The 13,093-nt window shown below is 38.1% G+C and carries 15 protein-coding genes and 1 riboswitch; of the genes, 7 read left to right on the top strand and 8 right to left on the bottom strand.

The window, feature by feature from the left end; genetic code table 11:
* Positions 1-115 precede the first annotated feature (115 nt).
* From lexA to G9G57_RS20075, 3 genes are all read left to right on the top strand, one after another.
* A complete protein-coding gene (gene lexA / locus G9G57_RS20085) occupies positions 116-742 on the top strand; it encodes a transcriptional repressor LexA (RefSeq protein ID WP_013310545.1) in 627 nt (208 codons plus the stop codon).
* 409 nt (positions 743-1,151) lie between these two features.
* Positions 1,152-1,316, top strand: a complete 165-nt coding sequence (locus G9G57_RS20080; protein WP_016821950.1) for a hypothetical protein — start codon at positions 1,152-1,154, stop codon at positions 1,314-1,316.
* A 41-nt stretch (positions 1,317-1,357) separates the two neighbouring features.
* The gene (locus G9G57_RS20075) at positions 1,358-1,498 is read left to right on the top strand and encodes a hypothetical protein (RefSeq protein ID WP_162835279.1); all 141 of its coding nucleotides are present in this window, start codon (positions 1,358-1,360) and stop codon (positions 1,496-1,498) included.
* Between the two features lie 186 nt (positions 1,499-1,684).
* On the opposite strand, the gene G9G57_RS20070 is transcribed toward G9G57_RS20075, so the two are convergent.
* The 3 genes from G9G57_RS20070 to G9G57_RS20060 form a co-directional block, all read right to left on the bottom strand.
* Entirely contained in the window at positions 1,685-2,185 is a 501-nt protein-coding gene (locus G9G57_RS20070; RefSeq protein ID WP_016821952.1) for a DUF2798 domain-containing protein, read from the bottom strand.
* Between the two features lie 445 nt (positions 2,186-2,630).
* On the bottom strand, positions 2,631-3,113 hold the full coding sequence (locus G9G57_RS20065; RefSeq protein ID WP_226888587.1) for a hypothetical protein: 483 nt from the start codon (positions 3,111-3,113) through the stop codon (positions 2,631-2,633).
* Positions 3,114-3,327: 214 nt separating this feature from the next.
* The gene (locus G9G57_RS20060; protein ID WP_016821954.1) at positions 3,328-3,801 is read right to left on the bottom strand and encodes a MarR family winged helix-turn-helix transcriptional regulator; all 474 of its coding nucleotides are present in this window, start codon (positions 3,799-3,801) and stop codon (positions 3,328-3,330) included.
* A 154-nt stretch (positions 3,802-3,955) separates the two neighbouring features.
* On the opposite strand from G9G57_RS20060, the gene G9G57_RS20055 reads away from it, so the two are divergent.
* On the top strand, positions 3,956-4,834 hold the full coding sequence (locus G9G57_RS20055; protein ID WP_017427697.1) for an SDR family NAD(P)-dependent oxidoreductase: 879 nt from the start codon (positions 3,956-3,958) through the stop codon (positions 4,832-4,834).
* Positions 4,835-5,548: 714 nt separating this feature from the next.
* On the opposite strand, the gene G9G57_RS20050 is transcribed toward G9G57_RS20055, so the two are convergent.
* Together G9G57_RS20050 and G9G57_RS20045 are read right to left on the bottom strand one after the other, a co-directional pair.
* A complete protein-coding gene (locus G9G57_RS20050; RefSeq protein WP_044788166.1) occupies positions 5,549-6,961 on the bottom strand; it encodes a helix-turn-helix transcriptional regulator in 1,413 nt (470 codons plus the stop codon).
* Positions 6,962-7,488: 527 nt separating this feature from the next.
* Complete coding sequence (locus tag G9G57_RS20045; RefSeq protein ID WP_044788167.1) at positions 7,489-8,370, bottom strand: glycosyltransferase family 2 protein; 882 nt, start codon at positions 8,368-8,370, stop codon at positions 7,489-7,491.
* A gap of 415 nt (positions 8,371-8,785) precedes the next feature.
* Here G9G57_RS20045 and G9G57_RS20040 point away from each other — a divergent pair, with 415 nt between their 5' ends.
* Positions 8,786-10,252 (top strand): FAD-binding protein, encoded by a 1,467-nt coding sequence (locus G9G57_RS20040; protein WP_102999072.1) that lies wholly within the window; start codon positions 8,786-8,788, stop codon positions 10,250-10,252.
* 196 nt (positions 10,253-10,448) lie between these two features.
* Here the strand turns inward: G9G57_RS20040 and G9G57_RS20035 are convergent, their stop codons facing one another.
* The 3 genes from G9G57_RS20035 to G9G57_RS25680 form a co-directional block, all read right to left on the bottom strand.
* Positions 10,449-10,556 carry a hypothetical protein gene (locus tag G9G57_RS20035; protein ID WP_016821960.1) on the bottom strand — a complete coding sequence of 36 codons (108 nt, stop codon included), beginning with the start codon at positions 10,554-10,556 and terminating at the stop codon, positions 10,449-10,451.
* A 242-nt stretch (positions 10,557-10,798) separates the two neighbouring features.
* Entirely contained in the window at positions 10,799-10,924 is a 126-nt protein-coding gene (locus G9G57_RS26255; RefSeq protein WP_257125939.1) for a hypothetical protein, read from the bottom strand.
* Between the two features lie 246 nt (positions 10,925-11,170).
* Complete coding sequence (locus G9G57_RS25680) at positions 11,171-11,266, bottom strand: hypothetical protein (RefSeq protein ID WP_016821962.1); 96 nt, start codon at positions 11,264-11,266, stop codon at positions 11,171-11,173.
* A gap of 222 nt (positions 11,267-11,488) precedes the next feature.
* A riboswitch (guanidine-I (ykkC/yxkD leader) is annotated at positions 11,489-11,589 on the top strand.
* A gap of 88 nt (positions 11,590-11,677) precedes the next feature.
* On the opposite strand from G9G57_RS25680, the gene G9G57_RS20030 reads away from it, so the two are divergent.
* Entirely contained in the window at positions 11,678-12,016 is a 339-nt protein-coding gene (locus G9G57_RS20030) for a DMT family transporter (protein WP_016821963.1), read from the top strand.
* Complete coding sequence (locus tag G9G57_RS20025) at positions 12,013-12,327, top strand: DMT family transporter (RefSeq protein ID WP_031461602.1); 315 nt, start codon at positions 12,013-12,015, stop codon at positions 12,325-12,327. The genes G9G57_RS20030 and G9G57_RS20025 overlap by 4 nt, the downstream gene beginning before the upstream one ends.
* Positions 12,328-13,093: the final 766 nt, after the last annotated feature.

Raw genomic sequence — 13,093 nt, 5'->3', positions numbered from 1 at the left:
AAAAGAGAACAAAAGTTCGTGAATATTTTTAGGGATTATTTAGAACTTATGTTTGTACGAACGGAGGTTCTATGCTATAATTTTCCCAAACGTTACTAAATGGGGTTGATACGGTATGTCTAAGATTTCGAGCCGCCAGCAGGCCATTCTTGAATTTATCCGCAATGAAGTGCGTCTAAAGGGATACCCCCCTTCTGTGCGCGAAATAGGCGAGGCAGTCGGATTGGCCTCCAGTTCTACGGTTCACGGTCATTTGGATCGTTTGGAGAAAAAAGGACTCATTCGCCGCGATCCTACGAAACCACGGGCTATTGAATTACTCGGTCAAGACGAATCGGATAACAGCAACTTGATTAATTACTCCATTAGTCGTGTTCCCGTCGTCGGCAAAGTAACCGCTGGTCTTCCTATTACGGCGACAGAAAATATTGAAGATTACTTTCCTCTTCCCCAACACTTTGTTGGTGAGGATAAAATATTCATGTTATCTGTTGTAGGCGAAAGCATGATTGAAGCTGGTATTGCTAACGGAGACTATGTAATCGTGCGTCAGCAGCAGACCGCTGATAACGGAGACATTGTAGTAGCTATGACAGATGAAGACGAGGCTACAGTTAAAACCTTTTACAAAGAAAAAGATCATATCCGGCTTCAACCTGAAAATCCAGCCTTTGAGCCACTTCGACTGACACACGTCAGCATATTGGGCAAGGTTGTTGGACTCTTCCGGGACTTCCACTGATTTATCGTGCTTTCTTCCCCGTTATACTACCACGAATATAAAACCGGCCGCCTAGGCGAGCCGGTTTTATATTTACTATGTATCTGTCTCCAACTATTCTTTCCTTTTCAGCAACCTATATTGTCTCTACTATTATATCCGCCCCATATCCGAGATAGTTCCACTCTGATCTTAAACTGTTTACTTTTATTAGCTAAACAAATGGAAATTTGACACATATGAACCTACGGTGGCCTTCCTCTATAACGTAAAGTTGGGAAGGCGAACGCAGGCTAGCATGAGCTTTTTTTGTTAAACATTTAGGAACATAGGTACTAGCTTCTTTTTGTCTTTAGTAGATTTATGCTGATACATTACTAGCACAATTGACATATGTATATAGCAGACCTAAAGCAAAGGAGTTATGCAGATGATCAGAAATAGAGTTAAAACGTATAAGCATCGCATCGGGAAAAACAGATATCTGGTCGTTAAAGTCTTTCAAGCCGCAGCTGCTAAAACAGGAAGCGGAAATGCACTCGCAACTAACGCATTAAATATCAAAATTTCCAAGCGTAAGCATAAACATCATTAAGATTTAACCGTACCTTCATTTCTTTGAAGGGAGGTGATATTATGAGCAGAAGACACAGCAACCGTGAATTGAGAAGAAGAAGATTAAACATCCGTTCCAACCAAAGAGCCAATGCGCGTGCAAGAGGTAACGCACTGGCTGTTAATCTGTTTAGCGTGAATGATGGACAACGCAGACGTTAATAATTATTTTCAAGCAAAAAGCAGGAAGAATTCTTCCTGCTTTTTTTGTGTTAAATAATACACCAAACTACCAATCCCGCCAGTTATAGCTTCCTCAAACTTGTATCCGATTTTCATAACTTAAGCATTTCTAGCTGTAAAACCATTCATTAGCTTAACATTGCTGCAATGGATTTGCTCTATTATTTAATTTAATACTTTTTTATAAGGTCCCACTTGCCCGCTTTTCTTTATAAACTTTATAAACAAGGCTCGAACAACAGGACCCATAACCAATAATTGTAATGGATAGGCCACAACAAAGTTCTTTATAAAAATTTCTAAATATGCTTCAAATAATGAATGATCGCCAATACCCTGACTCAGAATTGAAGTTAATAAACCGTAGAAAGACATAGAACAGGCCATTCCGAACACCATACATGTTGAAATCGTGATAATTAAAAATATTTTTTTGGATTTATCAAAAGGTAGACTTAAAGCAACTTTTTTTGCTACAGGACCCACGATATATAAATCTAAAATGAGCGCTATAATAAATCCAATTAGAAATTCAACAGCAATGGTAATCAAGCTAATTTTTCCAATCAATCCGTTAATCAAAAGATTATAGAAGGTCATAATAACGACCATTCCAAAACACATAATAACCCCAAAGTAAAAGCTTTCCTTTTTAGTTGTTGGCATTTAATTCAACCTTTCATTTTTGGATGTGATTATTTTAGCTGCAACCAAATTTTCATGTAAGTGAACTTTTTATGAACATATCGTAACAAACAAAGACAAGTAAGGAATATTCTTCACAACTAATGAACTATGTACAAAATCATTACACATTTATAACATTAAATACAAATAATAAAAAATATCTCTATTACTTTGTATGGCTCCAATGGAGATTATGCTACCGCTACACTCGATGGAAGTTTTGAAGGCCCTACCCGTTGGCTTAGTGATGGCGTTTTTCCAGATTTCGAAACACTTTTCCCTTCTTAAGAACACTACTTTCAACAATTTTCTAAAAGACTCTGTCAATAGTTGATGAAGTCTTATTTTATATTGAAAATCCCCACTACCTTAGCTGGTCGGCGGGGATTTCGCTTATTTATAGTATTTACTTATACTACACATTCTAATATTTGATTATAGCTGATCCTGCTTTAACCCACTCTTTGGATTCTAGTTGAATCCATCCATATACAGGTGAGTCAGAGTTGATTTTTTGTTTTATCAGTGAAAGGTTTTCATAGTTGCTGGAACTGTAAAGCGACCCTGTCTTTGGCGCAACTTTTACTGTCAGAATATTTTTTATATTTGGTTCTTCATCAGTACTAGTCCAGACTAATCGATTGTAATAATTAATGTTAAACGGGTTTTCTAAACCACTAATCGAAAATTTCACTCTTTTCCCGACAATAGATACATCTGTATATGCTGTGTCATCTTTAAAAATTACTAATTGAGATGAAACTAATTCCTGATTTAAAGAGTTTGTATAGGTGTCATGGGTGACGCTTGCTACATCTGCCGAGGCTGATAGCGGGGACAAAACTGAAAATAAGAGAGCAATTGTGGAGAAACATAAAGTAGTTTTCCTTCCTAATTTCATACTCATTATTTTCATCCTTTCCTTCCTATTTATCATCATCCATAAACATACTGCTTATTGATTGTCAAAGTAAGGGGAGCTTTGTCTGACATAAAAAATACACATTCGGGTAGATTTCATTATCCACTTCTACTCTATATCCAAACTGCTTATGAAAAAATAAAAGCCGATATCTTAAAGTGACGATATTGTTTGCAAGTGTTTATATGCGGGTCACTTCTTAAGGTTGTGTTCCGTGGCGATGGAGTCCATTAAATTGCCTAAGCATTTGGTTAAAATTATGAAGCTCAGCATCTTCCCAGTCCGAAATTCGTTCATAGAAAACGGACTCTTTCTCCTTAAGCGCATCAATTAATTTTTGCTGTCCATGCTCAGTAAGAGATAATACAATTCCTCGTCCATCACTTCGGGAGGCCTCTCTGTTCAAATACCCCAAAGACTCAAGCTGTTTGACAAGACGACTCACTGAACTTCGATCCATCGCAGTTGATTCCGCTAAAGTGGCGGCATTTGTTGGGCCATAAGAATACAGCCAACGAACAATATGGAAGGCGGCAGGTTGTAAGGAGGAGTCAAATTTCGCAGCAGCTCTGACATTCAGGGCGTGTGAAGCGCTGATAAGTGCGTTAAGCTGCTCGCCCAACTCAATCTCCAATTTCTCCCTTGGTTCATTTTTTACTTCATTATATTTCATCTTCAATCACCTTTCTCTCGTTCAAAAAACCACAAGTCAAATTTGATTGACATATATCAACCAAATTATTATAGTGGACATATGTCAATCAAATGTACTAACTCACCGAATTGGCTACTCCAATAAAATTGTAACACATGAAGGAGAAATGACGATGTCTAAAAATACTACTGTTGTCATAACAGGTGCCACCAGTGGTCTTGGACAACTAGTCGCAGTTGAATTGGGAAAACGCGGCTGCTTTGACCTTGTTTTGACTGCCAGGAGTAGGGAACGTGCTGAAGCTACAAGAAAACAGATTGAGCTGGTTAGCCCATCAGCGAAGGTTGACTTTTTTTATGGAGATTTATCGGTACTGAAGGATGTTAAACGAATCGGGGATGAGATAGCCGCCGCATACTCTAATATTGATGTGCTGTTAAACAATGCGGGTATCCATGCTTTTGAGCAACGCGTCACTCCCGAGGGGTTTCCTGAAATGGTTGCCATAAATTATTTATCGCCGTGGCTGTTAACATATACACTAAAACCGTGCCTGCAGAACGTAGGCAAGGCCAGAGTTGTCAATGTTGCCTCCGAAGCTTCACGCCGTCATGGAGTTTTGAAGCTCCCCGAGGATTTAACGGATACAACTGCCTTTACCGCTCGTGGCTCATCGCCCATCTATGGAAAGACCAAATTATTGAATATTATGTTCACTGCTGAACTGGCAAGACGATGGTCGGATACGGGAATCAGCGTAAATGCACTAAATCCAGGATTCAATGTTACCGGATTGGGACGAGAACTTTGGTTTGCCCCTCTATTAGAACGATTGTTGAAAATCCTTCATCTTGGAGATCCGCGAAGAGGAGCAGATATCATCACCCGATTAATTGTAGATCCGGAATATCATAAAAAAACAGGTGGATACTTTAACGTCGGAACTGGGAAATCTATTCAACCAGTCTCACCTGGAGGAGATCCCAAGATGCAGCAAAAACTGTGGAAGGTCACAGAGGATTTGCTGGAACAGAAGGGATTCCTTCCATAAGAAATGATTGATGAAGGGATAAGACGGCAATGAATGAAGCATTAATCATCAATAATGCCAACCCCGCACTACATACAAGCATATCTTTTGCTAAATCAATGAACGGAATGAGTCACCAAAAAGCAGCAGCGAACCCATTCAGCTTTGTGATTTCGTTCTTTATAACGTTGATAGCCCACGCGTTATCAGTCACACTGATAAGTTCGTAAATTGGTACACATAAAAATAAGCCTCAGCTTAATCTGAGGCTCAGTGTTCCATACAGTATCTATTTACACTCCAGGCGGCGTAACACGATCTTTTGGGTCACGGCCCCAGCTTCAATATGATTACGGTATGCCCTGTGTCACTCTTGTCGCTTCATACAATATATTATTTTCTCTATAGTAATCTATTTTTTGTAGTCTATTCTCCCGTTTGCTTCTGCAGTTTCATCACCAGTAATAATATCCCCTCTCAGAATATTGGAATGATTACATAATAAATCTACTATTCTAAGTGTGTCGAAGTAACTTTGTGCCATCAAAATATTTATATGTATGCTTGAAAACTGATCACTTCAGCGACTCATTCGGCGCAAAGTGTAACAATTCCTTTAACTAAAAAACTCTGCTAACCATAAGGCTAGCAGAGTTTTGTGCTTAAGCACCTCCAATTTGTACAAGGATCTGAATATGTTGCGTCAGGACGGGACCAGTTATAAAAAATAAAAAGCTACTCGCAACGATTAACAGTGCCATTTTTTTCAACATTGTCTAACCACACCTTTTCTAATAGTTTAAAATACTCTTCTCTGGTCTCTGGAGACGCATATGCTTGGAAATGTGCAAAGAGACCTGTACAGTTTATGAAATATGTTTCATTGTTTAGTATATGTGCTTTTACCATTGCACATAATAATTGTTTAAAACCATCACTGTACTTCTTCCTATTTAAATTATAATAGGCCATTTCATAACAAAACAATGCAATATAGTCAGGTACCACTTGTTGGGTGTACATATCAGTAGATGTCGGGAGTTGAGTAGAGGCATCAATGTCTATTTTAAATTTTGTAAGTACACCATCTATATCCAAATTGTATCGGTTAGCTACTATAATAATGTTCAACAATTTTGAGAGCTTCTCACTTTCATTGGCGGTTGTTCCTATATATTCAACAAAGTCTAGAAGCACACTAGTGTTTCCGGACATAAGTTTATTAACATAAGTATTACCTTCTGCCCAATGCTGAAACAAGCTAATCCAGTATTGGGTATCTTCGTCAGTCTCTTTGACCCAATCCAAATCTGTGTAGGCGTATGTATATTGTAAAGCTTGTTGATAGTCGCCTCGGGCTTCACAGACACTTGCACACAATAAATCGGCATAGGTAATGTACACAAACATGGGGCGAGTTAGCTTCTTAGTAGACTCAGTGCGTTCTCGGCTGCTCTGTTGATGTTTCAAAGTGTATTGGATTTCCGCTTTAGCTCTCATTTTTCTCGCTATTTCATCAACCTTATCCCATTTACGCAAAGACCTATACACATTAGCTAAGTCCTTTAATGCATCAAGTTGTTCTATTTCGTCTAGGCGCTCGACATAAGGCTCAAAAAGTATGGCTGCCCTAAGATTGCGGCTTTGATCGTCATCAATCTGAATCGTGAAAATCCGATATTGACAGATGGCCAAACGTTCAGAATGTTGATATTTCTCCACTTCTGCTACACTCTCATAGAGCAATAGTGCAGCATCATGTCGTTCCTGCGCTAATAATTCTTCTGCAATGTCAAATAGTTTGGGTGAGTAGAGTAGATTGTCCATGATAGCTCCCACCACTCGACGGATCGCATCCAGCTTGTCCAACTCTGCACAGCGATACAAAAATGGTTCGATTCTCCTCATATTGGGGGGAATGTCGATAATATAGTTTTCTACATATAAGTCGTAAAAATAGCCTTCTGGTAAACCCATAGCCTCTGTAATTCTATCAATTTGGTTAACAGACATAGAACTATTGCCTGTTACAATGCCACTAACTATTCCCCTATTAATGCCTGCAATATGCCCGAATTGCGTTAGGTTCAGACCCTCTTGTTTTAGGTATCTTTCTAGTTCCGCCCGAATCGTAGGTGTATGCTTCATGCCATATCCACCCTTCACATAAAAATTCCAAAATTTTTATATTGTTGTAGTCTATTTTTCTCTAAAATTGACCATATGTCAATATATTATGCGAATAATGTAAGATTTCAATGTATAGTCCATGCTGTTCACTGACAGCAGAACCCAATAAGCGCAACAACCTATTATGGCAGGGTCCCCTAAGTACGCTGTAAAAACTTAGTTAACCAAAAGGAAGAGATTACTATGGCTACTGCCAAATAACCTATGCGCCATTGGGTTCAACTTTTACCATCTAAAAAAAGTGAAGTGTGTTGCCTAACAGTTTTTTCATAAAATTAAATCCAAAATGCTTTAGTAATTATAACCAAGAGGATAAAAACTTCTAATATATGTATAGCTGCGTTTTGTGACAGGGCATACAGACAAACAAAACAAAGGCTCAACCAGCTAAACCGGCAGAGCCTAATCACCTTTTTGCAAAAACTTCAAAAGCTTGTGCTATTAGAGTATCTTCTTTCCAACCGGATCACTTGCTTAACTCTCTGTTAATAAGGAATATGGGATATGCACCGTGAAAACGCCATGTTTAATAGTTCCTGGTTATAAACTAAATACTTACTGTTTTGGTCCAGCACCCAGTTGGCAAAACCTAAAGCTCTGGTGTAACTATCATAATCGTAGGGATTAATTTTAAACTCAAGAATATCCAGCATAATCTGGTTCTCTTCATCTGATAATTCCAAGCCTAACTTACTAAACTGTCTTTGACGAATTCTCCGAGCAGTAGCATCTTGTATAGCTCTATGCTGATTGGACACTTGTCCATTATGTTGACGATAATACAATACGTTTATGGGGATGTTCGCCATTTGTACTTGGAAAGCTAGTCGGTTCCACAACTCGTAATCTTCGGCATGGGGATAATTACTATCATATTGAATGCCAAGCCGACGGATCATGCTATTGCGCATGATTATAGCAGGATGGCAGATACAACAATGAAATAACAACCATGTTTTTATTTCGTCATGACTGGCCGGATTTACCTTTATTGATCCCCCACTAGATGAAGTAAAAGCAGCACCGCATACATCAATCAATGGATTTTGATCCATAAATGCGATTTGTACAGCTAGTCGATCTGGCGTAGAAATATCATCGCTATCCATACGAACGATATATTCACCATTGGCCTTTTTTAATCCTTCGTTTAAAGAAGCGATCAACCCTCGATTGGTATTATGGAAGATTTTTATCACTCTAGGGTCTGATATTTGTGAAATAAGAAAGGTAGATCCATCTGTCGAACCATCATCAATAACAATTAATTCAAAATCCGAATAAGTTTGAGCTAAAATACTGTGTATTGCCTCCAAGACAAAAGCTGCATTATTGTAAACTGGCAGTATGACCGAAGCTCGTGGCACAATATTCCCTCCATTTCATATTTTTCAAATGGAATCAGTATTAAAATCACAAAGCAGCTTCCCTATTTTTTTGATAATGGTTCCCTCTATATTCTCATGTTCTAAGATATGTTCTGAAATATATTTCGAAGCGGCTTCCCGGTAATATAATATGCCCTTTTGAAAATTTAGAAGCTTCCAGTCCTAGAAGCTAGTGCCATCAAAGATTGATTGGTTTGAATATCCCTGCTTCAAAGTCGGGCTAATTACTTCTTAGACGAAGTTGACAATATAAGTAATAAATTTGTACAATTAGGAAAAATATTTCACTTAGATTCCATTCTTCATCGGTAACAAACAAATATATCTAAGTGGAAAACGGACTGTGAGATTCAGCCTAAGATAATATCTGCATCTTAAAAAGGGAGATAGAATGATGGAACGAAATGTAACATCCGTAGAACACTACACTCCAATTTTGATTGTTGGTACGGGTATATCGGGGCTTGCTGTTGCTTATTATTTATCAAAAAACAATATCAAGTACACGATTACAACAAAAAAGAATGCGCCCAAACAGAGCAACTCCTTTCTTGCAGCCGCAAATACACGTGTTCCATCAGAGAATGATATTAATAATATTATTAATCTTACGGTTGATAAATGTGGAGCAGATCGATCGGTTATTGAAACGCTATATAGAAACTCCAACATAGTCATAAATTTTTTCGAGGAATTAGGAATCTCTTATGAGAAAACATCCTTTGGTATCATGCCTGAATGTTTGATTAAATCACAGGGAGGAAAGAAATTAATTAATTGTTTGTTACAACATATTGAACAACCGCTGTGTAATAAAATTTTGATTCATTTGGAAAAGTATAATGAAGGAATTATCGCATTATTTTATGACATCCAATTAGATCAATTTATCAGGATATATACTAATTATTTGGTATTAGCTACGGGAGGATATGCGGGGCAATTTAACTACAATGATAATTCACCGGGTTCGACTGGAGAAACGCTTATCTTAGCTAAAAAAATGGGTGCAAGATTAAAGGGAATGTCTACAGTGATGTCTCATCCTTGGTCAATATACAATGGAAGACAAATTTTATTGGGCGGAGTTGTTTCTTTAAGTCAAGGGAAAATAGTAGATGAGGAAGGAATTCAACTATTAAAAGATGAGTATATATGTGATGCCATTGCTCGAGATGATTACCATGAAATGATTGACGAGATTTTACATTTTGAACTCGATTGCATCAAGCAAAAAAAGGATATGTACTTGGATATGAGCCATGCTGATGAAAATATATTGAATGAAAGATTTAAAAAATATGGATTTAGCACTAATGTGGTTAAAAATAAAAGAATCAAAATTACACCAACAATGCACTATTCTTCAGGAGGAATCGAAATCAATGCGAATGCTGAAGTTATAAACTTGAATCGTGTTTTTGCTACTGGAGAAGCTCAATTTAATGGTGTTCTTGGTATGGGAAGAATCCCTGGGCAAGCATTTGCAGCGGGTATCGTTTTCGGTAAATTAATTGCTGACAAAATAGCTAATGAAGGTGTCTTCAATACTCAATACCCGATTACATTTAAAGATCCACCTGAAACTATGCAGCTGTACTCAAAAGAAAATAATGACTTTCCAATTGAAGAGTTTCAGAAAAAGTTGTCCACTCTAATGGTGGATCTGATCGCTCCCGATTCATCTGTGGTTTCTCGATCACTCCATAAAAGAGAAATACAAGAAAGTCAAAACATAATATTAAGTAGAGCAAGAGGATCAGGAAAACGATATGAGGATATTTTAACATTATTTTTTGGATATTTTGTTGCGTTAGAAATTATAGAAGATCTTGAAGAAAAGGCATTCGGTATAGGCTAATAAACCCTTCAGATGAGACAATCTCCCTTCCGATAAAACCCAATAAGCGCAAAACTATTATGGCAGAAATTCAGCGAGCACCCACCAAAAGAACAGCGAATGCTGTGGCTATTGCCAAATAGTTTATGCGCTTATTGGGATCAACCTTTTACAATCCATGAGTGAAGTGAAATTACCCAGCAGTTCTTTTCACAAATTAAACCCAAAGTGATTTAGTGATGATAACTAAGAGAATAAAGAGCACTAGAATTGCCGCTGTAGAAGTCCATACACCGCCGCCGCCATTACCTTCATATGCACCCATGCCTTTTAACCTCCTTTATCTGTCGTCACTTTAATATATGTAAAAATACATTCTGTGGTAGGGCATACTGGTAAATAAAAAACACCACACTAGCAGGACCAGCTAGAAGCTAGGGAAGGAAAGCATTGCTAGTTCACAGAAACATTTTTCCCCTATTTTGAATATATCCACTCTTATTCTCGTTTTCATTAATATTGGACGCAACCTCTCCGTTAGAGCAGGCACCAATGAGAATAGGTGCTTTATCCGGCTCGGTCGCTGCCTACTGTAGTTCCAATCCCCATAACGATCGTACCAATTAAAATCTTATGGACAACTTTAATTTTAAGACTCAGCATTCTGTGACTAAATTTCCACATACCCAACATCAATTAACCCCTCATTTTAAAATATTAGATTGCACTATACTTTGGTAATTGTAACTAGAATATAAAGTGGATATCATAGCGCATCTGAGTTGTTAAAGCTAGTCGAGAAGATGTTCAAATAAAACAAGCTCTACTGACCTTAATCGGTCGGCAGAGCTTGTTATCTAATCTGATTTCGGGCAGATTACTAAAGAAATAAGGGCATTGAACTTGAATGATGGGGTCTATATAATTTTCTTCGCAATATTAAACCCAGCACGATTTAAGGATGATAACCAAAAGGATATAGAGCACCAAAATTGCCGCTGTAGAAGTCCACACACCACCTGCACATCCACTCATAGCTTAGCCCTCCTTTAATTGTTTTCACCTTAATATATGTATAGCTACGACTCTGTGACCGGGCATTCAGTTAAACAGAAAATATACCCAACCAGGCGAATCCAGTGAAAATGAAGTTGTAGACTAGGCATCGGCGTCAAAGTAACTGGCAAGTTAGTAGGTGAATTGTAAATTGACTCACGTTACATCGCGTGTTAGTATGTTTTTAGCCAATAACTGAATAAAAACGTTTTCTAGGGTTCCGCAATCACAAGATTGGTCTGGTCCGAGAGAAAACGCACAGCCATATGGCTGTGACACGGAGGGATAAAAGCCTGGGAGATAAACGCATTGTGCGGTTTATTTCCCAGGCTTTTATCTTTTTTCTTTTATGGCCCAATTTTTAATAAAAAGTTTAAGGAGGAGTGTGTTATGAACAAAACGTGGATTTCAGTCATTGTGGCGGCTATATTCGAGGTTGCTTGGGTTAGTGGGTTAAAGCATGCGGATAGTTTTTGGGAATGGAGTGGTACAGTAGTCGCTATTTACATCAGCTTTTATTTGATGATCAAGGCGGCTCGTTCATTAGCGGTTGGAACTGTATACGCTGTATTTGTCGGACTAGGAACGGCAGGAACTGTAGTAGCTGAAATCCTATTGTTTGGCGCAGACATAAGTGTTTCGAAAGTAGCTTTGATCGGGCTGCTGCTTATTGGAGTGATTGGTCTGAAAATGCTTAGTAAGAAGAAAGAGGAGGTAAGTGGACTATGAATTGGGTGTATTTGATCTTAGCAGGGATTTTTGAAATGATCGGGGTTTTGCTTATAAACAAGTTCAATCAAGCCCGCAGTTGGAAATCGCTGACTCTTTTGATTACTGGTTTTGGCCTAAGTTTTATATTTTTGTCGTTGGCAATGCAAACACTCCCGATGGGAACGGCTTACGCTGTATGGACTGGAATTGGCGCTTCTGGAGGTGCTATCCTCGGCATGATCTTTTATAACGAGCCACGCGGATTAATGCGTATTTTGTGTATAGGGTTGGTCCTTAGCTCTGCTGTAGGGCTGAAACTAGCCAGTTAAAAATATATATTGGTGTAGCTCTAAAGGTCGTTTCCTGAGCAAACTAACGATGAATGTTAACTTTGAAAAAGCTACGGCAGTCTGGGACTTTATTTCCTTGTCCATGGCTGCCGTTGAAATAAAATTCTACCATATTTGCTTATGCTCCCCTCTACTTTTCCATTAATTTATTGAATATCTCTCTATCTTTGGAAGTAAATTCGGAAATCCATTGCTTTTGCTCATACGTGTTGGTACTTGAATCCAATTTAATGAAGCTATTTTCACCAACCACATATACAATATTTTTTCTATTTTATAAGACCGAACGTTATCAACAGTATTTTCCAGTGGGTCCCATAATCCATTACCTTCGAGTCTTATTGACATGACATGTATGTAGCCTCCTGATGTGTTATGCGGAAATTATATTTTGAGTACAAAAAATAAACTCTGGATCATTGGAGGTTTAATTCCGTATAATGCCTATTTTCAGACGAGGAAATGTAATGATCTTTTGGTCACCATCCCAGCCCTCCATGATTACAATATAGAGCGTATCCGTATACTATACAGATCAGAACAATGAACGACGAAAGCGGACACAACTATTATGCGGCAATAGCGGAATAGACGGTTGCCAAAGTTACACTAAACTTTTGCAGAAGTTTACGATGGCGCACGATAAGCCATGGAAAGAATATGGGGGCGATATTCCTGAGCCAGTAGAATAAGACAAGAAAAGCAGTAAATTTAATGTGTTTATTCCTAAAAGCCTACGTCGTCA

Source organism: Paenibacillus sp. EKM211P (assembly GCF_011066175.1).
In the GTDB taxonomy this organism is placed as follows: domain Bacteria; phylum Bacillota; class Bacilli; order Paenibacillales; family Paenibacillaceae; genus Paenibacillus; species Paenibacillus polymyxa.
Note: the sequence above shows the minus strand (reverse complement) of the source record. Positions and strands in the feature narration are given on the sequence as shown.